Consider the following 22909-nt stretch of genomic DNA (forward strand, 5'->3'; position numbering starts at 1 on the left):
AAGCCGGCGTTTCGCCGTGCCGCGGCCTCAGACGATGAAGCCGAGGTCGCGCTGGAAGCGGTTCAGGTTCGGGAACACCGTGTCGAGGTTGCTGTCGCTGACGCCGAACCAGCGCCCCAGCGTGCCACCGATCTGGTCGACCGCGACGCCGGGCAGGAAGCTGCCCGAGCCGACTTCGTCGTCGTGGTTGAGGCCGACGGTCGGGAAGCGGCCGTAGATCTCGCGGCCGCGCACCGCGCCGCCGTAGACGAAGTGGTGCGAGCCCCAGCCGTGGTCGGTGCCGTCGCCGTTGCTGGTGAAGGTGCGCCCGAAGTCCGACGCGGTGAACAGCGTGACCTGGCCGCGCGCCGTGCCGAGGATGCGGTCGAACTCGCCGATCGCGTGCGACAGCCGCGCCATCAGGTCCGCATGGCTGCGGTTCTGGTTGTCGTGGGTGTCGAAGCCGCCCATGCTGACGAAGAACACCTGCCGCGTGGCGCCGAGCGCCGTGCTCGCGGCGATGATGCGCGCCACGGTGCGCAGCTGCGTCGCCAGCGCGTTGTTCGCCGGCAGGCGCGTGAGCGGGCTCGTGTACTGCGTGATCGCCGGCACCACCGTGTCGGTCGGCGTGTAGGCGGCCTGGAACTGCACGCGCGCATCGACCGAGCGCCGGGTGATCGCGGCGTACTCCTTCGCGAACAGGTGCTGGTTGTCGGCGGTGACGATGTTCTGCAGCGCGGTGCCGGCCGCGGCCGATCCGAACAGGTTGGCATCGACGCCGGGCAGGCCGCGGATCGCGGTCGCGCCGCCGCTGCCCACCTGGTACTGGAAGACCGTGTTGCCGGCCATGAAGACCGCGTTGCCCGCCGCCGAGATGTTGGTGAAGATCGCCTGCCCGTTGCCGGACGCGACCAGGTCGCCGAGCCGCCCGCCCCAGCCGACGCGCGCACCCTCGGGCGCCAGGGCCTGCCACGTGGATTGCTGGTCGTTGTGCGAGAACAGCTTGGCCGGCTTGCGCGTCGCGCTGGAGCGATAGGCCGCCTTGTTGGCCAGCGGCTCGACCAGCGGGCCGGCGTTGGCGACGATGCCCAGCCGTCCCTGGCTGAACAGCGACTGCACCTCGGGCATCGCCGGGTGCACCGCGTAGGTCCGCGTGTTGTTCGGCGACGCGAACTGCGTGAAGTCGGGCGTCACCGGCAGCACGCCGCCCAGGTAGTCGAGCAGCGCCGAGTTGGCGCCCAGGTCGCGCGCCGTGCCCACCGGCCGCAGCGCGATCGGGTCGGGCGCCGTCGACCGCGTCGACGTGTAGGCGCTCCAGGAGGTGGCGTCGGTCGGCAGCACCATGTTGGCCGAGTCGTTGCCACCGTAGAGGAACAGGCAGACGATGGCGCGGTAGCCGGTCGACTGCGCCGCCGCATTGCCCATCATCGACAGGTTGAGCGCCAGCGGCGCAGCGGCGCTGCCGACCGTGCCGCCCAGGACCGAGGCGGCACGCAGGAATTCGCGGCGCGAGGCGTTGATCTTCGTCATGGCGAACTCCGGCTCACTTCTGGATCAGGTAGTCGGGCGAGGCCATCGACAGGAAGATCGCGATGTAGACGCGGTCCCGCCTCGCGTTGTCGATGGTGGTCTGGTTGGTGACCACACCGCTGCTGTTGGTGACCGGCGCCGGCACCGTGCGCGAGGTGACGGCGTTGACGATCGTCGTGCGCAGCGCGTCGCTCATCTGCGACGACATCAGCAGCAGGTTCATGCGGTCCACCAGCCCCGCGGGGTTGTCGGCCAGCGCCAGCTCGGCCGTGTAGTCCTGCCGCACGTAGCGCGAGGCGGAGGTGCTGATCGGCACCCAGCCGCGCAGGTAGTTCAGGTAGCCGGCGACCGACACCTCGTGCGCGATCTGCAGCTCGGGCGCGACCAGGCCGGCCGTCGCGATCGTCGTGTTGGGCGGCGTGTAGCCGGGCCGGTAGAAGTTGAAGACCGAGCCCGAGCGCATCGGCGTCTGGCCCAGCGCGGTGGCCACGTCGTCGGTGTTGCCGATGCCGCGGAAGCGCCCGCCGGTGTCGGCCGCGCTGGCCTTGAAGGCGCGCATCCAGTGCGCCAGGCGCAGGACCGGCTCGCGCAGCTTGCCGTACTGCACGTCGACCACGCTGTAGCTGCGTGCCTCGGTGTCCAGCAGGACGGCGCGGATCACCGCCTGCATGTCGCCGCGCACCCCGCCCGCCGCCCCGGCGAAGGCGCCGGCGCAGCGCCCCACGTAGGCCGGCGACGGATTGCTGCTCACCAGCCGCTGGATCAGCTGCTTGCACAGGAAGGGCCCGGCATTGGGATGATTGAACAGCGTGTCGATCGCGGTGTTGAGGTCGCCCTCGGGGTCGGGGTTGCTGCCCTGGGCGGCGATCGTGCGGCCGAGGAAGCTCTTCTCCGACGCCGAGTGGAAGTCGGTGTTCGATGCGTACTTGTTGTAGGCCACCATGGCCTGCCAGTCGCGGTCGGCGTTGGCGTTGCCGCCGTAGAAGCGGCTGTTGGTGCGGTCGCTCTGGTTGGGGCCGGCATACCAGCTCCAGCCGGTGAAGACCTTGGCCAGGCCTTGCACGTCGGCGGTCGTGTAGGTCTCGACCGGCAGGCCGCCCGCGAGCTGCGGCGTGCCGTCCTGGTTCAGCTGATACAGGCCGATCGAGAACAGCTGCATGACCTCGCGCGCGTAGTTCTCGTCGGGCACCCGCGTCGTGCTCTCCTTCTGGTTGCGCAGATGCGAGAGATAGATGCCCATCATCGGATGCAGGCTCACGTCGCGCAGCACGTCGCGGAAGTTGCCGAAGGCGTTGCGCCCCAGCATGTCGTAGTACGACGCGACGCCGCGCGGGTACTGGCTGACGGTGCCGTCGACGAAGGAGATCACGAAGATCTGCGACATCGCGAAGGCGACCCGCTGGCGCAGCTGGTCGGGGCCGGTGGCGGCCTGCTGCCACCACGACTCGAAGAAGTCGTTCTGGTCGACGCCGCCCTCGTTGGCCGCGGTGCGCGCTGCCTGGCGGGCATCCATGTAGTCGCGGTGGAGGCTCTGTGGCCGCGCGAACTGCGAGGTCAGCCAGGCCGCGTAGCCGTACTGCGCCACGCTGTTGATCTCGGCCTCCGTCGGCCCGAAGCTGGCCTGCGCCAGGAAGCGCGCCGCCTCGCCCTGCGTCGTCGGCACCGGCGGCTGGTTGGAGATCGCGTTCGGATCTTCGGCTTCGTCCTTGTCGCCGCCGCAGGCCGCCAGCACGGCGGCCAGCAGCAGCCCGCCGGCCAGGCGCAGCGCGCGCGCAGGCGCGTTCGTCGTCGTACGGTGCGTACTCACGTCGGTTCTCCCTGTTCTTCGTGTGACAGCGCGGTCGCTCTTTGCAGCCGCGACATGCGAGCCGCATGCCCGACCGGCACGGTCATTCTTCACGGCATTCCGTCGCGCGCGGGCGGCAATAGTTGGCACCTCGCGCGCGGCTTACCTCCGGTCGCAGATGACACCATGACGCCCGCCGTCGCAGCTGCGAGCGGATGCGAGCGTTGTAAGCGGCGGCAACGCCGCCGCGCTCAGCTCACAGCAGCGCCGACAGCGCACGCCGCGCCTGCTCGGCGTCCTGCTGCGTGCGCCGGGCCCAGTCGTCCAGCTGGTCCTCGCCGATCTTGCCGACGTTGAAATAGGTCGCGTCGGGATGCGCGAGGTAGAAGCCGCTGACGCTGGCGGCCGGCGTCATCGCCATGCTCTCGGTCAGGGCCATCTGCGCCTCGTCGGCCTGCAGCACGCGGAACATGTCGGCCTTGACCAGGTGGTCCGGGCAGGCCGGATAGCCGGGCGCCGGCCGGATGCCGCGGTACTTCTCGGCGATCAGGTCCTCGTGACTCAGCGCCTCGCCGTCCGCATAGCCCCAGAACTCAGTGCGCACGCGCTGGTGCAGCCGCTCGGCGAAGGCCTCGGCCAGACGGTCGGCCAGGGCCTTGAGCATGATCGATGAGTAGTCGTCGTGGTCGGCCATGAACTGAGCAACCTTCTTCTCCACGCCCAGCCCGGCCGTCACCGCGAACAGGCCGACGTAGTCGGCCTTGCCGCTGGCCCGGGGCGCCACGAAGTCGGCCAGGCAGCGGTTGGGCCGCTTGACCCCGTCGACCACCGGCCGCTCGGTCTGCATGCGCAGGCCGCGCCAGGTCATCAGCACCTCGGTGCGCGACTCGTCGGTGTAGAGCTCGATGTCGTCGTCATTCACGGTGTTGGCCGGATAGAGGCCGATCACGCCGTGCGCCTGCAGCCAGCGGCCCTCGATCAGACGCTGCAGCATGCGCTTGCCGTCGCTCATCACGCGCTGCGCCTCGTGGCCCACGACCTCGTCGCGCAGGATCTCCGGGAAGCGCCCCGCCAGGTCCCAGGTCTGGAAGAACGGGCCCCAGTCGATGGATTGCGCCAGTTCGGCCAGGTCGTAGTTCCTGAACAGGCGCCGGCCGGTGAACTTCGGCGCCGGTGGCGTGTAGGCGCTCCAGTCGACCGGCGCCTTGTTCGCCCGCGCCTCGGCCAGCGTGACCATCGGCGTGGCCTTCTTGCTGGCGTGCAGCTCGCGCACCTTGTCGTAGTCGGCCTTCAGTTCGTCGATGTACTTCGCGGCGCGCTCGTCGCTGAGCAGCTCGCTGCACACGCCCACGCTGCGCGAGGCGTCGGGCACATAGACCACCGGGCCTTCGTAGTGCGGCGCGATCTTCACCGCGGTGTGCACGCGGCTGGTGGTGGCGCCGCCGATCAGCAGCGGGATCTTCTTGATGCGGAAGTAGTCGTCGCGCTGCATCTCGGCGGCGACGTGCTGCATCTCTTCCAGGCTCGGCGTGATCAGGCCGGACAGGCCGATGATGTCGGCGCCCTCGACCTTGGCGCGCGCCAGGATGTCCTGGCAGGGCACCATCACGCCCATGTTCACCACCTCGAAGTTGTTGCACTGGAGCACGACGGTGACGATGTTCTTGCCGATGTCGTGCACGTCGCCCTTCACGGTGGCGATGACGATCTTGCCCTTGGACCTCGCTTCGCCGCCGGCGTCGATCAGCGCCTGCTTCTCGGCCTCGATGTAGGGCAGCAGGTGGGCCACCGCCTGCTTCATCACGCGCGCACTCTTCACCACTTGGGGCAGGAACATCTTGCCGGCGCCGAACAGGTCGCCGACGATGTTCATGCCGGCCATCAACGGACCCTCGATCACGTGCAGCGGCCGGCCGCCGGCGGCGCGGATCGCTGCCCAGGCCTCCTCGGTGTCCTCGGTGATGAAGTCGGTGATGCCGTGCACCAGCGCATGGCTCAGGCGCGCGTTCACGTCGCCGGCGCGCCAGGCGAGGCGGGCCGAGTCGTCCTTGCCGGCGCTCTTGGCGCGGTCGGCGATCTCGATCAGGCGCTCGCCGGAGTCCTTGCGCCGATTGAGGACCACGTCTTCCACCCGCTCGCGCAGCTCGGCGTCGAGGTCGTCGTAGACGCCCACCATGCCGGCGTTGACGATGCCCATGTCCATGCCGGCCTGGATCGCGTGGTACAGGAACACGGTGTGGATGGCCTCGCGCACCGGGTCGTTGCCGCGGAAGCTGAAGCTCACGTTGCTGACGCCGCCCGACACCTTCGCGCCCGGCAGGTTCTGCTTGATCCAGCGCGTCGCCTCGATGAAGTCGACCGCGTAGTTGTCGTGCTCCTCGATGCCGGTCGCGATCGCGAAGATGTTGGGGTCGAAGATGATGTCTTCGGGCGCGAAGCCGACCTCGTCGACCAGGACGCGGTAGGCGCGCGCGCAGATCTCGGTCTTGCGCGCGAAGGTGTCGGCCTGGCCTTGCTCGTCGAAGGCCATGACCACGGCGGCGGCGCCGTAGCGGCGCACCAGCGTGGCCTGGCGCTTGAACTCGGCCTCGCCCTCCTTCATCGAGATCGAGTTGACGATGCCCTTGCCCTGGATGCACTTGAGGCCCGCCTCGATGACGCTCCACTTCGAGCTGTCGATCATGATCGGCACGCGCGCGATCTCGGGTTCGGAGGCGATCAGCTTCAGGAAGCGCTCCATCGCCGCCACGCTGTCGAGCATGGCCTCGTCCATGTTCACGTCGATGACCTGGGCGCCGTTCTCGACCTGCTGGCGCGCGACCGCCAGCGCCTCCTCGAACTGACCATTCAGGATCATCCGCGCGAAGGCCTTGGAGCCGGTGACGTTGGTGCGCTCGCCGATGTTGACGAACAGGGAGCTTTCGCCGATCGCCACCGGCTCGAGGCCGGACAGGCGCATCGGAGGAACACCGGCAAGGTCGGGATGGTCGGCAGCAGTCATGGCGTTCGGGCCCTAGGCCGCGCCCGGTGCTGCGGCCCACCCGCAGCCCGCCGGGCAGCGGGTCGGTGAGCGCCGTTGCCAAGGCAGCGGGTTGCCCCACCGCCGACCCGAGCCTGGCGACCGGGCCAGGGGCCGGGCCGTCGCAACGCTCCTCGAGTGCCCCGATTTTAAGGGCCCGGGCGCGCCGCTTACAAAGCCTCACCCGCTCGCGGGGCAGCCCGCTTGTGCCGGAATCGCGCAGCGGGTGGAATGCGCGGCCATGAACACGCCCCCGCTCCGCTCGCTCGCCCTCTGCACCGCCCTGGCGGCCGGCCTGGCCGGCTGCGCCAACCGGCCCGGCACGCCCGCCGCCCCCGGCGCCGACCCGGCGCCTGCACCGTCATCGCCGTCGATCTTCGGTGGCCTGTTCGGTTCCGGCTTGTCGCCCGCCCTGGAAGCGCAGCGCACGCGCCTGCAGGACGTGCTGCGCGGCACGCCGGTCGTGGTCGAGTCCACCGGCGACAAGCGCCTGCGCGTCGAGGTGCCGCTGCGCCACGCCTTCGATCCCGGCCGCTCGGCCGTCAAGCCCGCCGCGGCGGCCGTGCTCGACCAGATCGCGGCCGGCTTCAAGCCCCACGCCGCCGTCACCGAGCTGCGCATCGCCGCACCCACCGAGGAGAAGGCCTCGCCGCAGCTGGCCGTCGACCGCGGCGCGAGCGCGCGCGACTACCTGGTGGCGCGCGGCGTGCCGATCTCACGCATCGCCGGCGTGGATCGCGCCGCCGGCGCGGGGCTGGAGATCGTGCTGAGCGACCGGCCGATCAACAAGTAGCCCCAGTCCCCGGGGTGGCGCCGCGATCCTCATCCGTCTGGAGGATGCGCAGCTCGGATGCCCTTCCTACCGTTCGTGCCTGTCGAGGTCGACATCGAGTCGCCCTCGCCATCGCTCTCGACATCGCACGACAACCCGGAGGACTCCATGAGACATGCACACCTTCTTGGCCCGGTGACCGTGGCCGCCCTGCTCGCCCTCGGCGCCTGCGGCGGCGGAGGCGGGGACGACGCACCAGCTCAGCCGCCGGCCGCCACCGGCGTCGGCATCGGCGGCACCGCCGCGACCGGCGCGCCGATCGCCGGCGGCGCCGTGTCGGTCACCTGCGCCAGCGGCAGCGGCCAGGCCACCACGGCCGCCAACGGCAGCTACAGCGTCACCATCACCTCCGGCGTCGCGCCCTGCCTGGTGCAGGTGACGGGCGGCGGCAGCACCTACTACTCGATGGTCGCTGCCGGCAGCGCCAACCCGAGCACGGTCAACCTCACGCCGCTGACCACGCTGATGACGGCTCAGGTGCTGGGCGCCGTGCCGACCTCGACGACGCTCACGCCCGACATCCAGGCCCGCCTCACCGCGGCCAACATCGCCAGCGCGCGCACCGCGCTCACCACGGCGCTGAACGGGCGCGTCGACATCTCGGGCTTCGACCCGATCACCACCGCCTTCGCGATCGGCGACGCGACCGATCAGCGGCTCGACCAGTTCGGCGACGTGCTGGCCGCCGCCGGCACCGACCTGCAGGCCGTGGCGGCGGCTTTGGTCGCCAACCCCGGCAGCCCGGACCCGGTCCGCAACCTGGTCGCGCCGGCCTCGGCAACCTGCCCGTCGCTGCGCAGCGGCGAGTACTGGAACATCGAGCCGCGCGACCCGCAGCTCTCGATCGGCAACAGCTCGCTGGTCGTGGTCGACGCGACCGCGCTGACCGCCACCTTCGACACCGACCAGCCCACGCCGACCGTGGCCACGCTGACGCCGGTGGCAGGCGAGCCGTGCCGCTTCACCATCCCCGTCAGCGGCCCGGCCGGCGGCGGCGGCGGCGGCGACGAGATCGTCGTCTCCTCCTCGGGCATCTTCGCCACGCGCTTCCCCGAGGCCGGCACGTTCAAGGGCACGATCGGCTTCCCCCGCACGACGCTGACCACGGCCGAGCTGGCAGGCAGCTACAACTACGTCGGCTACGGACAGGAGGGCGCGGCCTTCGTGCCGATCAACGGCACCGTCACCATCGCGGCCGACGGCACCCTGTCGAACAGCCAGAACTTCATCAACCTGGTCGACGACACCCAGCCCGGCGACGCCACCCCGCGGCGCCTGATCCAGCGGCCCGACGGCACCTACAACGATCGCGACCTCACGACCAACGTCACCAGCGTCACGCGCTGGCTGCCGCACAAGACGGCCGACGGCGTCGTGACCATCTTCATCATCGGAATCGACGACGGCCTGCCCGGCGTGGCCATCCTGCGGCGCCAGACCCCGGTGGATGCGAGCGCGCAGATCGTGGGCACCGTCACGCCGTTCTGGGAGATGGTCTACACCGCCACGGGCGTCAGTGCCATCAACGCCCAGTCGGTGGAGATCACCTCGATCAACACCACGGTCACGCCCAACACGGTGACCCGCATCCGGGCCGGTGACAGCCGGGTCGACGTGCGGGCGTTCAACGCGCCCCGCACCGGCATGCTCTACCGCGCGCTGAACAGCTGCACCACCGGCATCGGCGGCCCGACCCTGGCCTGCGCCGAGGGCATCTTCCTGCCGACCCAGGGCACCGGCTTCACCGTGGTGTCCGGCGGCGCGCCGACCAACGGCTTCTTCAGCGTCTCGGTGCTGCGGCCCTGACAAGGGCAGCGCAGGCGGTGCGGCTCAGGCCGCCTGCGCCTCGTCGGCCAGGGCGCTGATCCAGCGCTCCTGGCGCGCCCGCGGCCGGTAGGCCGCGACGCGCCTGGCGATCTCGGCGATGTGCTCGGGCGTCGTACCGCAGCAGCCGCCGGCGATGTTGAGGAAGCCTTCCTTCGCGAAGCCCTCGACCAGACCGCCGGTGATCGCCGGCGTCTCGTCGAAGCCGGTGTCGCTCATCGGGTTGGGCAGGCCGGCGTTGGGATAGCAGGAGATGAAGGTGTCGCCGGCGACCTTGGCCAGCTCCTCGATGTAGGGCCGCATCAGTGCGGCGCCGAGCGCGCAGTTCAGGCCCACGGCGATGGGCTTCGCGTGACGGACCGAGTTCCAGAACGCGCCCACGGTCTGGCCGCTCAGGATGCGGCCCGAAGCGTCGGTCACGGTGCCGCTGATGATGACCGGCAGGCGTTCGCCGGTGGCCTCGAACAGCTCGTCGATCGCGAAGATCGCGGCCTTGGCGTTGAGCGTGTCGAAGATGGTCTCGACCAGGAACAGGTCGGCGCCACCTTCCAGCAGGCCCTCGGCCTGCTCGCGGTAGGCCGCGCGCAGCTCGTCGAAACTCACGTTGCGCGCCGCGGGATCGTTGACGTCGGGGCTGATGCTGGCGGTGCGCGGCGTCGGCCCGAAGGCGCCCGCCACGAAGCGCGGCTTGTCGGGCGTGCTGAACTTGGTCGCCGCGGCGCGTGCCAGCCTGGCCGCGGCAACGTTCATCTCGCGCGCGACGGCCCCCAGGCCATAGTCGTCCTGGGCGATCGAGGTCGCGCCGAAGGTGTTGGTCTCGATCAGGTCGGCGCCGGCGGCGAGGTAGCCCTCGTGGATCTCGCTGATCACGTCGGGCCGCGTGAACTGCAGCAGCTCGTTGTTGCCCTTCAGGTCCTTGGCATGGTCCGCGAAGCGCGTGCCGCGGTAGTCGGCCTCGCCGAGCTTGTAGCGCTGGATCATCGTGCCCATCGCGCCGTCGAGGATCAGGATGCGCTGCTTCAGCAGCTCGGGCAGCAGCGCGGCGCGGGTGTAGGGCAGGGTCTTCATGCCCCGGATTGTAGGAAGCCGATGCTGCGGCGGTCGCGCACGCCGGGCTTGACCCTGTGCTCGGCCTCCAGCTGCGACAGGAAGGCATCGGGCTCGAAGGGGGCGCCCAGGATCTCGACCTGGCGCTGCACGGCCGCGAAGTCGCCCGGCGTCAGCAGGTCCAGCTGCGCGAGGCGCCCGCGCTGCTCGTCCGTCAGCGCGCTCGCATCGCCCCCCAGCGCCTCGGCGACGAACATGCGCTCGCGCTGCGGCGGCTCCAGCGGCTTGAAGCGGATCTTGAACGAGAAGCGCCGCAGCGCCGCCTCGTCCAGCTCCTCGAACAGGTTGGTGGTGCAGACGAACACGCCGCCGAAGCGCTCCATGCCCTGCAGCATCTCGTTGACCTCGGTCACCTCGTAGCTGCGCTCGGCGCGCAGCCGGCTGCGCAGGAAGCTGTCGGCCTCGTCGAGCAGCAGCACCGCGCCTTCGCGCTCGGCTTCGTCGAACATGCGCGCGAGGTTCTGCTCGGTCTCGCCGACGTACTTGCTGACGAGGTCGGAGGCGCGCTTGATGGCCAGCGGCTTGCCCAGCTCGGCGGCGATGTGCTCGGCCAGCGCCGTCTTGCCGGTGCCCGGCGGCCCGTAGAGACACAAGGTGCCGCAGCCGCGGCGCTTGAGCGCCTCGACGATGCGCGGCACCTCGAAGCGCGTGTCGACGTTCAGCAGCCCCAGGTCGTAGTGCGTGACCACCGGCCGCGTCGCGCCGTCGCGCGGGCGCAGGCCCAGGGCCTTGTCGGCATTGCCGAGCTGGCGCTCGATCAGCGTCTGGGACGGCGCGTCGTCGGCGCAGGCCAGCCGGGCGAAGCGCACCGCGGTGCGGATCTGCGCCGGCGTCAGCCCGGCCCGGCCGGCGAGCCTGGCGACGAACTCGGGCGCCGCGTCCACGCCGGCCAGCGCGCGCTGCACGATGGCCTCGCGCGCGCCGGGCGGCGGCGAGTTCAATTCCAGGTGGTACTGGAAGCGCCGCCGGAAGGCCGGGTCGATCTGCTCGATGCGGTTGGTGACCCAGACCACCGGCACCGGGTTCGTTTCCAGGATCTGGTTGACCCAGGCCTTGCCGCCCACCGAGTTGGGCGTGCCGCTGTCGCTCAGCTCCATGCGCGCCATCAGCTGCGCGGTGTCGCTGGACAGCGGCGGGAACACGTCCTCGACCTCGTCGAACAGCAGCGCGACCCTGGGGCTGCCCTTCAGGAAGACCTGGCTCAGTTGCAGCGAGCGGTAGCGGTCGCGGCCCGACAGCGAATGGCCGTCGCGGTCGGCCGACTCGACCTCGTACAGCTCGAGCCCCGCCGCCTGCGCCGCCACCTTGGCCAGCTCGGTCTTGCCGGTGCCGGGCGGGCCGTAGAGCAGCACGTTGACGCCGGGCTCCTTGCGCGCGACCGCGTTCTTCAGCAGCGCGACCAGCACCTTCGCGTCCTCGGCGACGAACTCGAAGTCGGCCAGGCCCAGCTCGGTCGGCAGCGCCGGCTTGGTGAAGACGGCCATCAGGTCGCTGGCACCGGCGTACTCGCGCATCAGCACCGGCGGCAGCTGCTCGCTGACCTTCATCAGGTCGGCCAGGTCGGTGATGTTGTGTTCGGAGATCAGGTTCTCGACCATGCCGATGCGCTCGAGCCGCGAGCCGGCGCGCAGCGCTTCGGCCACCTCGCGCTGGTCGACGCCCGCCACCTCGGCGATCGCGGCGTAGGCCTCCTGGGCCGACGAGACCTTGAACTCGACCAGCAGGCCGCGCAGGTCGCGCTGATAGCGGGCGAGCGTGCCGTACAGCAGCAGCGCGCGCTCGGCCGGGTTGAGCTGCAGCAGCCCGGCCAGCGCGTCGATGTTCTTCTGCACCAGCGTCGATTCCTTCTTGACGCTGCGCTGCAGCCACTCGCAGGTGGCGCCCAGCACCGCCAGCAGGTCCTTGGGCGCGTCCTTCAGGTACTCGTCGATGTAGAAGAACAGCGTGCCTTCCTCATAGGGCCCGCGCCAGGCACCGAAGCGCGCCACGAAGGCCGCGTCGCCCAGCGCGTCGTGGCCGTTCCAGGCCTCGTGCTGGCGCACCCGCGTGGCGAGGTAGTCGCGCAGCCGCCGCAGCACGCTGGGCGGCCAGACCAGGTGGCGGCCGGTGAGCGACAGCAGCGCATTCCAGTCGCGCCGCAGGTTGAAGCGCCCCAGGTGGCGCAGCGCCAGCGTCAGCACGAACTGCGAGCACAGCCGGTCCAGCACCGGCGCTTCGGCGAGGCCGGGGGACAGCAGGGGACGCGACTCGGCAGGACTCCTCGCCATGGATCGGCTTCCGGCTGGGATCAGGGTGACGATTCATCTTGACCCAGGCCAGCCGTCGCGGCAAGCCCTGCCGGCGAGAGGTGGTATCCGCACGAATCTCCGGGACAAGCCCGGAGCCGCTCAGTGCAGTGCCCTCGCGACTGGACGATCGGATGCCGCCGCCGTGGCGTCGTGCGACGCTGCACTTCGCCGGGCTTCGATCCCCGGGCGGGCCCGGGGCCCCTCTGCGCGGCCGCTCAGTGCAGTGTCAACGGCTGCTGCATCAGCGCGGCGTAGCGGCCGACGTAGGCGTCGATCTCTTCCTCGGAGGGCGAGGTCTCGATCAGCGCGTCGACGCCCTCGCGGAAGCTGGCCGCGAGCGCGCCTTCGATGAAGATCTCCTTGCGGGCGAACTTGTCGACGATCTCGTAGCCGCCGCGGGTCAGCGGCGGCGTGTCGGCGCGTCCGGTCTCGCCGGTCGCGACCTCGAACTGCACGACCGCGAAGTTCGCGGAGTTGTAGAGCATCTGCATGGTTTCCCCTTCGAAGCCCAGTTGAGGGCCGGCTTGCAGGTTTCAAGCCAGCCCGTCCCGGGCACCCAGGGCGTTCGACTCACTTCATGCGCAGCAGTTCGAGCGGCTCGCCCTTGCCGTCAGTCAGCACCACCTTCACCGGCAGGTGCTGGCGCGCCGGGTCGAGCCAGAACTCGGCCCGCGTGTCCTGCGGGTTCTCGGGTTCGCGCAGGAAGCGCAGCGCCGCCACGCGGCCGTCGGGCGTGTCGATGGCCTGCGGCCCCTCGAAGCGCAGCGACCACTGGTGCGAGTCGCCGCGCGCGCCGACCACCTCGATGCGCAGGTGCTCGCCGGCCGCCGGCGGCTTGCTCCAGGCGTTGACGATCGCCGCCAGCTGCAGCATCACGCTCAGGCGGTCCTGCACCCCGGGCGACAGCGGCAGCTCGGGGTTCTGGCCCGAGAAGCTGATGCGGCCGCTGGCGCGCTCGAAGTTGGCGGCCTGCTCGCCGCGCTTCAGGCGGCGGTCGGTGTAGCGCTCGGGCGCCAGGCCCGCCGCGTCGAAGCCGCCGCGGCTGGTCTGCGTGATGAGGGTGCCGATCAGCGGCAGACGGCCTTCGAGCTTGAGGCTGTAGCCGCCCTTCTCGGGCCGCCAGTCCAGCTCGCCGGTGCCGGCCAGCGCGCCGCGGCTGAGGCGGTAGCTGACCTGGGCCGCCGCGGGAATGCGCGTGCGGTAGATCGGCGGCGGCACTCCGGCGGCGGCCGGGGCGGCCGTCGCGGCGGCCGCAAGCAGGATGAGCGGCGGCTCGGTCTCGGCGGGCAGCGTGGCGGGTGTCGGTGCGGCAGGCTCGGCGGGCACTGCGGGCGTCGGTGCGGCGTCGCTCGGCATGGCCGGAGTCTCGGTCGGGGGCAGCGCCGGCAGCGGTCGTGGTGCCACACGGGGCCTGGGCGGTGCGACAGGCGGCGGCTCGACCGCTGCCGGCTCGCTGCGCTCGGGCTCGGCAGCTGTCTGCGTCATAGCGACGGTCTCGGGCCGCAGCGCGGCCAGCATCACCGCCGCCGGCGGCCGGGTGGCGGCCGCGGGAGGCGCTGCGCGCGCCACGCCGTCGATCACCCAGCCGTGCAGCAGCGCCACCACGGCAGCCAGCGCCAGCAGCGCGAGACCGGCGCGACGCCGCAGCGGCGCGGGTGCGAGGGGAGAACGCGGGGTCATGGGGGCAAATCTACAATCCTGGCCTCGATTCACTGTAGCGAATCCCCGCCGCGCGGACCGCGCGCTGCGGCAAGCCCCCACCATGAAACTCGCCACCTACAAGGATGGCTCGCGCGACGGCCAGCTGGTCGTCGTCTCGCGCGACCTGTCCACCGCGCACCATGCCACCGGCATCGCGACCCGCCTGCAACAGGCGCTGGACGACTGGAACTTCGTCGCGCCGCAGCTCCAGGACCTGTACGAGACGCTCAACGGCGGCAAGGCACGCCATGCCTTCCCCTTCGACCCCGCGATGTGCATGGCGCCGCTGCCGCGCGCCTGCCAGTGGGCCGACGGCTCGGCCTACATCAACCACGTCGAGCTGGTGCGCAAGGCGCGCAACGCCGAGGTGCCCGAAAGCTTCTACACCGACCCGCTGATGTACCAGGGCGGCAGCGACGACTTCCTGGGCCCGCGCGACACGGCGTCCTTCCTGTCGGAAGACTGGGGCATCGACTTCGAGGCCGAGGTCGCGGTCGTCACCGGCGACGTCGCGATGGGCGTGACGCCCGAGGCCGCGATCGACGCGATCCGCCTCGTGATGCTGGCCAACGACTGGAGCCTGCGCAACCTGATCCCGGCCGAGCTGGCCAAGGGCTTCGGCTTCCTCCAGAGCAAGCCGGCCACCGCCTTCAGCCCGGTCGCGGTGACGCCCGACGAGCTGGGCGGCGCCTGGAAAGGCGGGCGCCTGCACCTGAGCCTGGAGTCGGTGTGGAACGGCCGGCGTGTCGGCCTGTGCGAGGCCGGCCCCGAGATGACCTTCCACTTCGGCCAGCTGATCGCGCACGTCGGCAAGACGCGCAACCTGCGCGCCGGGAGCATCGTCGGAAGCGGCACCGTCAGCAACAAGGACTGGACCCACGGCTACAGCTGCATCGCCGAGAAGCGCGCGATCGAGACCATCGAGGGCGGCAGCCCGCAGACCGCCTTCATGAAGGCCGGCGACAGCATCCGCATCGACATGAAGGGTGCCGACGGCCAGAGCGTGTTCGGCGCGATCGAGCAGACCGTGGCCGTGCACGCCCGCTGAGCCCGCGGTGAGCGAGTTCCCGCGCACGCTCAAGATCGCCACCGTCTGGCTGCTGGTCGGCATCGCCGTCTTCCTGGGGTTCCGCACGCTCGAGGCGCAGCAGCAGAAGTCGCGCTTCTCGCACGACGGCGGCACGATCGAGATCCGCCGCGGCCCCGACGGGCACTACCACTGGCCGGCGCGCCTGAACGGCCGCAACGTCGACTTCCTGGTCGACACCGGCGCGACGACGACCGCGATCTCGACGGCGCTGGCGCGCGAGCTCGGGCTCGAGGCGATCGGCAGCGTGCAGTCCAGCACCGCCGGCGGCGTGGTGCGCGGCGAGGTGGCGCGCGCCGACCTCGTGCTGGACGGCGGCGTGCGCGTCGAGCGCCTGCCGCTGGTCGTGCTGCCGGCGCTCGGCGACAACCCCCTGCTCGGCATGGACGTGCTGGGCAAGCTGCGCTGGCAGCAGCAGGGCGGGGTCTTGCGCATCGAGCCGGCCACCGGACGCTGAGCCGGCGTAAGCTGGTGCGGCCATGGGTCGCCGCCTGATCTCGTCGTTCATCCGCAGCCTGCTGCTCGCAGCGCTGCCCCTGCTGGCCGCGCCCTTGCGCGCGGCCGAGGCGGACTGCCCGCCGGTCGCCACGCTGCCGACCGCGCAGGACCTGGCCGCGGCCCGCGCCGCCGCCCGAGACCGCGGCTTCCTGTGGCGCGTCGAGCGCGACGGCCGGCGCTCCTGGCTCTACGGCACGGTGCACGTCGCGCGCCTGGCCTGGGCCCTGCCCGGGCCGCGGCTCGCGGCGGCGCTGAGCGAAGCGCGCGTCGTCGCGCTCGAGATCGACCTGACCGATCCCGCCCTGCACCAGCAACTCCGCGAACCCCCGCCGGTCCGCGAGCCGGCGCTGCCCGCGCCGCTGCGGCGGCGGCTGGCGCAGCGCCTCGCCGCCGAATGCCTGCCGGCCGGCGCGCTGGACGGCATGCCGGCGATGCTGCAGGCGGCCACGCTGGGCGCGCTGGCGGGCCGGCGCGACGGCCTCGATCCGGCCTACGCGATCGACGCGATGCTGGCCGCGTTCGGCCACGCGGCCGGCAAGCGCGTCGTCGCGCTCGAGAACCTGGACCTGCAGCTCACGGCGCTGAAGGGCGACGGGCCGGACGGCGTCGAGCGCTTCGTCGAACAGACGCTGGACGAACTGGACAGCGGCCGGGCGCGCCCGATGCTGCGGCGCGTCGCGCAGGTCTGGGCCGACGGCGACCTGGCCGCGCTGGAAAGCTATCCGCAGTGGTGCGAGTGCATGGGCAGCGAGGCCGATCGGGAACTGATGCGCCGGCTGCTCGACGAACGCAACCTCGCGATGGTCGAGCGCATCGACGCCCTGCACCGCGAGTCCGGCCCGATCCTGGTCGGCGTGGGCAGCCTGCACTTCATCGGACCCCAAGGATTGCCGGCTTTGCTGGGCGCGCGCGGCTACCGGGTGGAACGCGTCACGTTCGCCCCGTGAACGGCGTAACCGCCGCCCACAAGCGGCACGCCCCGCCGCACAATGGCTCCGCTCTCTGTCATCGCCCTTCCATAAAAGCAACGAGGAGACTCCCATGACCGCCAGCGCGCCCGACTTCGCGAAGATGGTTCCCGGCTTCGACTTCCTGCAAGGCCTGGTCAAGAACGCCGGGTCGGTGCTGCCCAACATCGGCCAGTGGGTCGCGCCGACGCTCAACCCCGAGGAGCTGGAGAAGCGCATCGAGGAACTGCGCACCGTGCAGTTCTGGCTGGAGCAGAACGCGCGCATGCTGGGCGCGACGATCCAGGCGCTCGAGGTGCAGCGCATGACGCTGTCGACGCTGAAGACGATGAACGTGCAGGTCGCCGACCTGCGCGAGTCGCTGCGCATCAAGATGCCCGACGAAGTGGCCGCCGCACCCGCGCCCGCGACGCCCGCCCCCGCGAAGAAGCAGGCCGCGGCGCGCAGCGCGAAGTCCAAGGCCGCCGCGCTGCCGCCGCCCGGCGTCGTCGACCCGACGCAGTGGTGGGGCGCGCTCACCAAGCAGTTCACGCAGCTCGCCGCGACGGCCATGAAGGACGCCGCCTCCGACTCGGCCAGGCAGCTGGCCGGCAACCTGGTCAAGCAGAGCTTCAACGCCGCCGAGCAGACCATCAAGGTCGGCATGGCCCCGGCCCGCAAGGCCGCCGAGGTGGCCGGCGGCGTCGTCAACAACGTGGCGCGCTCCGCGGCCCAGGCCAAGGCCGCCCGCAAGGGCACGCCGGCCAAGCGAGTCACCCGCCGCCGCTGAAGAAGGCGGCCAGAAGCTTCCCTTCCATGCAGACTTTCGTCCACGCCCACGCAGCGCATCCCGACTGGCGGACCGCGCTGGCGCGCGTCACCGCCGATCTCGACGCGCGACGCGCCGGCCGTCCTGCGCCGACGCTGGGCTGGTGCTACTTCGGCGAAGCCCATGCCGCCGCGGCCGAGCCGCTGCTGGCCGCGCTGCGTCAGCACTACCCCGGCACGGCCTGGGTCGGCGCGGTGGGCGTCGGCGTGTGCGCCGGCGGCGTCGAGTACTTCGACGAACCCGGCCTCGCGGTGATGCTGTCCGAGCTGCCGCGCGAGCAGTTCCGCGTCTTCTCCGGCCGCCGGCCGCTGCAGGCCGAGCGCGGCTTCCTGCCGCACACGGCGCTGGTCCACGCCGACCCGTCGACGACCGAGCTCGCCAGCCTGATCGGCGAGCTGAGCCGGCGCGTCGGCAGCGGCTACCTGTTCGGCGGCCTGGCCTCGGCACGCCAACGCACGCTGACGCTCGCCGCCGACGGCGCGGGCGGCGGCGTGTTCGAAGGCGGCCTGTCGGGCGTGGCCTTCGACGCCGACGTCGCCATCGTCTCGCGCGTCACCCAGGGCTGCCAGCCGGTCGGGCCGACGCGGCGCATCACCGAGGTCGAGCGCAACGTCGTCTATGCGCTCGACGGCGAGCCGGCGCTCGACTGCCTGCTCGGTGACCTGGGCGTCGACGAGCACGCGCCGCGCGAGGCCCTGCCGCGCCTGCGCAGCACGCTGGTCGGCCTGAGCGACCACGAGGAAGCGGCCGAGTTCGGCCTGCCGGCACAGAACCCCGAGTTCGCGACGCCGGCACGGCGCGGCGCCTTCGGCACCGAGACCCGCGTGCGCCACCTGATCGGCATCGACCCGCAGCGGCGCGGCATCGCGGTCGCCGACATCGCCGAGCGCGGCCAGCAGCTGGCCTTCTGCCGCCGCGACACCGACGCCGCGCGGCGCGACCTGGTGCGCATCGCCACCGAGGTGCGTGCCGCGCTCGAACCCGAGGACCTGCCGCTGGTCGCGCAACCGCTCGCGCTGGCGACCCAGGCCGCCACCGGCATGCCGCCGCCGCCGGTGGGCGGTCGCCAGATCGCCGGGGCGCTGTACGTCAGCTGCACCGGCCGCGGCGGCCCGCACTTCGGCGCGCCCTCGGCCGAGCTGCAGCTGCTGAAGCATGCGCTGGGCGACGTGCCGCTGGTCGGCTTCTTCGCCGCCGGCGAGATCGGTCATCACCATCTCTACGGCTACACCGGCGTGCTGACGGTGTTCACCACCCCGGTATGAGCGCGGCGATGCATCGCCTGGCCGCGCTGTTGCTGTCGCTCGCCGTCGTGCCCGCCGGGCAGGCGGCCGATGCGCCCGCAGCGTCCCCCGCCAGCGCGGCGTCGGCGCCACCCTCCGGCCCGCCGCCCGCGCGCGAGATCGTCCAGCAGCGCCTGCCCGACGGCCGCGTGATCTTCAGCGACCAGATCCAGCCCGGCGCGAAGATCGAGCGCCGCTGGGCCACGACCCCCGAGGATCCGGCCGAGGCCGCCGCGCGACGTGCCGCCTCGCAGCGCGAGTCCGACGCCGTCAGCGAACGCATCGCGCGCCAGATCGAGCGTCAGCGCGAGCGCGACAAGGAACTCGAACTGGCCCGCGTCAAGGCCGCGCAGGCGCAGGCCGAACGCGACGCCGCGCGCGCCCGCGCCGAGGCCGAGCAGGCGCCCCAGGTGGTGGTCCTGCCGCCGCACCGCCCCTGGCGCCCCCGGCCCGAGCCGCCGACGCGGCCGCCCGACATCAAGCCGCCCAAGCCGGGGCCCCAGCCCGCGCCGCGACCGGGTGCGACGCCGCCGCCCGGCCCCAACCGCGAGACCGCTGCGGCCTCCTGAGCGCCCCCAGGGCCGGCCCAGCCCGGCCCGCCCCCCGCGGGGGTTCAAGTCGCCCGGCAAAGCCGGATCGACTTGAGAGCCCGGACCGGCGGCGCGATTGCGCACATCGCCGTCAAAGCCGCACTGACTGCACCGCACGGCCCGGCCGGCCTGCCAGCGCTTAAGCTAGCGTCCGATCCGGCGCAGCCTGCAGGCGCGACCGGCCCGCGAGGAGACCACCATGAACGCCCCCGCCGACGCCCGCGCGTCGGATGCCCCCGTGTCGCGCGAGGAACGCCAGCGCCGCCAGGCCGAGGTGGTCGCGGCGCTGCGGCCGCTGCTGCCGGCGCATGCCCTGCTGTGGCAGCGCGAGGACACCATTCCCTACGAATGCGACGGCCTCACCGCCTACCGCGCGATGCCGCTCGCGGTCGCGCTGCCCGAGACCGAGGCCCAGGTCAGCGCCGTGCTGCAGGCCTGCAATCGCCTGCAGGTGCCGGTGGTGGCGCGCGGCGCCGGCACGGGGCTGTCGGGGGGTGCGATGCCGCACGAGCTGGGCGTGACGCTGTCGCTCGCCAAGTTCAACCGCATCCTCAAGGTCGACCCCGTGAGCCGCACCGCGGTGGTCCAGGCCGGCGTGCGCAATGCGGCGATCAGCGAGGCCGCCGCTCCGCACGGCCTGTACTACGCGCCCGATCCCAGCAGCAAGATCGCCTGCACCATCGGCGGCAACGTCGCCGAGAACTCCGGCGGCATGCACTGCCTGAAATACGGCCTGACGATCCACAACGTGCTGCGCGTGCGCGGCTTCGCCATCGACGGCGCGCCGGTCGAGTTCGGCAGCGAGGCGCTCGACGCGCCCGGCCTGGACCTGCTGGCCGCGGTGATCGGCTCGGAGGGCATGCTGGCGGTGACGATCGAGGTCACGGTCAAGCTCGTGCCCAAGCCCATCCTGGCGCGCGCCATCCTCGCCAGCTTCGACGACCTGCGCAAGGCCGGCGACGCGGTCGCCGCGCTGATCGGCGCCGGCATCATCCCGGCGGGCCTGGAGATGATGGACAAGCCGATGACCGCCGCGGTCGAGGACTTCGTGCACGCCGGCTACGACCTCGACGCCGCGGCGATCCTGATCTGCGAGAGCGACGGTACGCCGGAAGAGGTGGAAGAGGAGATCGCGCGCATGGTCGCGGTGATGGAAGGCGCCGGCGCGACGCGCTTCGCGATCAGCAGCTCCGAGGCCGAGCGCCTGAAGTTCTGGTCCGGCCGCATGAACGCCTTCCCGGCCAGCGGTCGCATCAGCCCCGACTACATGTGCATGGACTCGACCATCCCGCGCCGCCAGCTGGCCGAGATCCTGACGCGCATCGGCGAGATGGAGACGAAGTACGGCCTGCGCTGCTGCAACGTCTTCCACGCCGGCGACGGCAACCTGCACCCGCTGATCCTGTTCGACGCCAACGACCCCGACCAGCTGCACCGCGCCGAACTCTTCGGCGCCGACATCCTGGAGACCAGCGTCGCGCTCGGCGGCACCGTCACCGGCGAGCATGGCGTCGGCATCGAGAAACTCAGCAGCATGTGCGTGCAGTTCGCGCCCGCCGAGCGCGAGCAGATGCTGGGCCTCAAGCGCGCCTTCGACCCCGCCGGCCTGCTGAACCCCGGCAAGGTCATCCCGACGCTGCACCGCTGCGCCGAGTACGGGAAGATGCACGTGAAGAAGGGGCTGCTGCCCTTCCCCGACCTTCCCCGCTTCTGAAGCAGCGCCCTCTCGATGACGACACCGAACGATCCCGCGCTCGCCGCCCTGGTCGAGCGCGTCCGCGCCGCGCAGGCCGCCGGCACGCCGCTCGCCATCGCCGGGCACGGCAGCAAATCCTTCTACGGCGGCACGGTCCAGGGCGAGCCGCTGGACATGACGCCGCTGGCCGGCATCTCGAGCTACGAGCCGACCGAGCTGGTGGTCACCGCGCGCGCCGGCACGCCGATTACCGACCTCGAAGCCGCGCTGGCCGAGCAAGGGCAGTGCCTGCCCTTCGAGCCGCCGCGCTTTGCTGGAGGTCCGGGCGGGCGCGGCACGGTCGGCGGGATGATGTCGGCCGGCCTCAGCGGCCCGAGCCGCGCGTCGGTGGGCTCGCTGCGCGACCACGTGCTGGGGGCGACGCTGCTCAGCGGCCGCGGCGAGGTGCTCAGCTTCGGCGGCCAGGTCATCAAGAACGTCGCCGGCTACGACGTCTCGCGGCTGCTGGCCGGGTCGATGGGCGTGCTGGGCGCGATCCTCGAGGTGTCGCTGAAGGTCCTGCCGCTGCAGCCGGCCTCGGCCACCTTGCGCTTCGAGCTGGACGAGGCCGCGGCGCTGAAGCAGCTCAACGCCTGGGGCGGCCAGCCCTTGCCGATCAGCGCCAGCGCCTGGTGGGCCGGCATGCTGCTGCTGCGACTGCGCGGTGCCAAGGCCGCAGTCGATGCCGCGCTGGCGCGCCTGGGCGGCGAGCGCATCGACGACGCGCTGGCGACGCCGTTCTGGGACGGCCTGCGCGACCACGAGGACGAGTTCTTCACCAAGGCGCGCACGGCGGTCGAGTCCGGCTCGGGCGTGGCGCTGTGGCGCCTGTCGCTGCCGCAGACCGCGCCTGCGATCAAGCTGCCGGGCGAACAGCTGATCGAGTGGGGCGGCGGCCAGCGCTGGTGGTGCAGCGCCGCGCCGGCGGCCGCGGTGCGCGAGGCCACGCAGCGTGCGGGCGGCCATGCGACGCTGTTGCGCGGCAAGGACAAGTCGGCCGGCGTGTTCGCGCCGCTGCCGGAGCCGCTGATGCGCATCCACCGCGAGCTCAAGCGCGAGTTCGACCCGGCCGGGATCTTCAATCGCGGCCGGCTCTATCCGGAGTTCTGACCCTCATGCACATCGCCATCCTCACCTTCGACGGCTACAACGAGCTGGACTCGATCGTCGCGCTCGGCATCCTCCATCGCGTCAAGCGGCCGGGCTGGCGCGTGTCGCTGGCCTGCCCGACGCCGACGGTGACGTCGATGAACGGCGTGGTACTGCAGGCCCAGGCCACGCTCGCCGACGCGAACGCGGCCGACGCGGTGATCGTCGGCAGCGGCATCAAGACGCGAGAGATCGCGCAGGACGCAACGATCCTCGGCGCGCTGAAGCTCGATCCGTCGCGCCAGCTGATCGGCGCGCAGTGCTCGGGCACGCTGCTGCTGGCGAAGTTGGGGTTGCTGGGCCAGGGCGCCGACCGGCTGCCGGCCTGCACCGACCTCATCACCAGGCCCTGGGTGCAGGAGGCCGGCGTCGAGGTACTGAACCAGCCCTTCTTCGCGCGCGGCAATGTCGCCACTGCCGGCGGCTGTCTCGCGTCGCAGTACCTGGCCGCGTGGCTCATCGCGCGGCTGGTCGGCGGAGACGAAGGCGAGCGCGAAGCGCACAGCGCCTTGCACTACGTGGCGCCGGTGGGCGAGAAGGACGACTACGTCGCGCGTGCGCTGGGCCATGTGCGGCCCTACCTGCCAGCCACCGCGCACACCGTGCCGGCCTGAGCGCATGCAGACCACCCTCGCCCCCGAGTACGCAGGCAGCGCCGACGGCGCCGAGGCCGAAGCCATCCTGCGCAAGTGCGTGCACTGCGGCTTCTGCACCGCCACCTGCCC

General features: G+C 71.8%; 18 protein-coding genes and 1 riboswitch. Of the genes, 11 read left to right on the forward strand and 7 right to left on the reverse strand.

Translation table 11 applies throughout. The annotated features are described in order from the left end of the window. Positions 1-27: 27 nt before the first annotated feature. From QZV97_RS12110 to metH, 3 genes are all read right to left on the reverse strand, one after another. On the reverse strand, positions 28-1509 hold the full coding sequence (locus QZV97_RS12110; RefSeq protein ID WP_295642233.1) for a DUF1501 domain-containing protein: 1482 nt from the start codon (positions 1507-1509) through the stop codon (positions 28-30). Between the two features lie 13 nt (positions 1510-1522). Beyond that, complete coding sequence (locus tag QZV97_RS12115; RefSeq protein WP_295642235.1) at positions 1523-3316, reverse strand: DUF1800 domain-containing protein; 1794 nt, start codon at positions 3314-3316, stop codon at positions 1523-1525. A gap of 235 nt (positions 3317-3551) precedes the next feature. Next, positions 3552-6254: a methionine synthase gene (metH, locus tag QZV97_RS12120; protein ID WP_295642237.1), complete on the reverse strand. Its 2703-nt coding sequence runs from the start codon at positions 6252-6254 to the stop codon at positions 3552-3554. A 102-nt stretch (positions 6255-6356) separates the two neighbouring features. Beyond that, positions 6357-6456: riboswitch (S-adenosyl-L-homocysteine riboswitch) on the reverse strand. 99 nt (positions 6457-6555) lie between these two features. On the opposite strand from metH, the gene QZV97_RS12125 reads away from it, so the two are divergent. Further along, positions 6556-7107, forward strand: a complete 552-nt coding sequence (locus tag QZV97_RS12125; protein WP_295642239.1) for a hypothetical protein — start codon at positions 6556-6558, stop codon at positions 7105-7107. A 147-nt stretch (positions 7108-7254) separates the two neighbouring features. Further along, positions 7255-8952, forward strand: coding sequence for a hypothetical protein (locus QZV97_RS12130; protein ID WP_295642241.1), 1698 nt, complete (start codon positions 7255-7257; stop codon positions 8950-8952). A 24-nt stretch (positions 8953-8976) separates the two neighbouring features. On the opposite strand, the gene QZV97_RS12135 is transcribed toward QZV97_RS12130, so the two are convergent. The 4 genes from QZV97_RS12135 to QZV97_RS12150 all read right to left on the reverse strand — a co-directional run bounded on the left by QZV97_RS12135 (position 8977) and on the right by QZV97_RS12150 (position 14045). Further along, positions 8977-10038, reverse strand: coding sequence for a homocysteine S-methyltransferase family protein (locus QZV97_RS12135; protein ID WP_295642243.1), 1062 nt, complete (start codon positions 10036-10038; stop codon positions 8977-8979). After that, positions 10035-12344 (reverse strand): AAA family ATPase, encoded by a 2310-nt coding sequence (locus QZV97_RS12140; RefSeq protein WP_295642245.1) that lies wholly within the window; start codon positions 12342-12344, stop codon positions 10035-10037. Before QZV97_RS12140 ends, QZV97_RS12135 begins: the two co-directional genes overlap by 4 nt. A gap of 236 nt (positions 12345-12580) precedes the next feature. Then, positions 12581-12856, reverse strand: coding sequence for a DUF3567 domain-containing protein (locus tag QZV97_RS12145; RefSeq protein WP_295642247.1), 276 nt, complete (start codon positions 12854-12856; stop codon positions 12581-12583). Between the two features lie 79 nt (positions 12857-12935). Further along, a complete protein-coding gene (locus QZV97_RS12150; protein WP_295642249.1) occupies positions 12936-14045 on the reverse strand; it encodes a DUF3108 domain-containing protein in 1110 nt (369 codons plus the stop codon). Between the two features lie 82 nt (positions 14046-14127). Here QZV97_RS12150 and QZV97_RS12155 point away from each other — a divergent pair, with 82 nt between their 5' ends. From QZV97_RS12155 to QZV97_RS12195, 9 genes are all read left to right on the forward strand, one after another. After that, a complete protein-coding gene (locus QZV97_RS12155) occupies positions 14128-15114 on the forward strand; it encodes a fumarylacetoacetate hydrolase family protein (protein WP_295642251.1) in 987 nt (328 codons plus the stop codon). Between the two features lie 7 nt (positions 15115-15121). Then, positions 15122-15610: a retropepsin-like aspartic protease gene (locus QZV97_RS12160; protein WP_295642253.1), complete on the forward strand. Its 489-nt coding sequence runs from the start codon at positions 15122-15124 to the stop codon at positions 15608-15610. 22 nt (positions 15611-15632) lie between these two features. Then, on the forward strand, positions 15633-16598 hold the full coding sequence (locus QZV97_RS12165; RefSeq protein WP_295642254.1) for a TraB/GumN family protein: 966 nt from the start codon (positions 15633-15635) through the stop codon (positions 16596-16598). A gap of 94 nt (positions 16599-16692) precedes the next feature. Beyond that, on the forward strand, positions 16693-17388 hold the full coding sequence (locus QZV97_RS12170; protein ID WP_295642256.1) for a PhaM family polyhydroxyalkanoate granule multifunctional regulatory protein: 696 nt from the start codon (positions 16693-16695) through the stop codon (positions 17386-17388). A 26-nt stretch (positions 17389-17414) separates the two neighbouring features. Further along, positions 17415-18692 carry an FIST N-terminal domain-containing protein gene (locus QZV97_RS12175; protein ID WP_295642258.1) on the forward strand — a complete coding sequence of 426 codons (1278 nt, stop codon included), beginning with the start codon at positions 17415-17417 and terminating at the stop codon, positions 18690-18692. A gap of 8 nt (positions 18693-18700) precedes the next feature. After that, positions 18701-19279: a hypothetical protein gene (locus QZV97_RS12180; protein WP_295642260.1), complete on the forward strand. Its 579-nt coding sequence runs from the start codon at positions 18701-18703 to the stop codon at positions 19277-19279. A 220-nt stretch (positions 19280-19499) separates the two neighbouring features. Further along, complete coding sequence (locus tag QZV97_RS12185) at positions 19500-21014, forward strand: FAD-linked oxidase C-terminal domain-containing protein (RefSeq protein ID WP_295642261.1); 1515 nt, start codon at positions 19500-19502, stop codon at positions 21012-21014. Positions 21015-21029: 15 nt separating this feature from the next. Then, positions 21030-22145 carry a glycolate oxidase subunit GlcE gene (glcE, locus tag QZV97_RS12190; RefSeq protein ID WP_295642263.1) on the forward strand — a complete coding sequence of 372 codons (1116 nt, stop codon included), beginning with the start codon at positions 21030-21032 and terminating at the stop codon, positions 22143-22145. A gap of 5 nt (positions 22146-22150) precedes the next feature. Then, on the forward strand, positions 22151-22798 hold the full coding sequence (locus QZV97_RS12195) for a DJ-1/PfpI family protein (protein WP_295642265.1): 648 nt from the start codon (positions 22151-22153) through the stop codon (positions 22796-22798). Positions 22799-22909 lie beyond the last annotated feature (111 nt).

The sequence above is a fragment of the uncultured Methylibium sp. genome (assembly GCF_902826655.1).
Lineage (GTDB): Bacteria > Pseudomonadota > Gammaproteobacteria > Burkholderiales > Burkholderiaceae_C > Methylibium.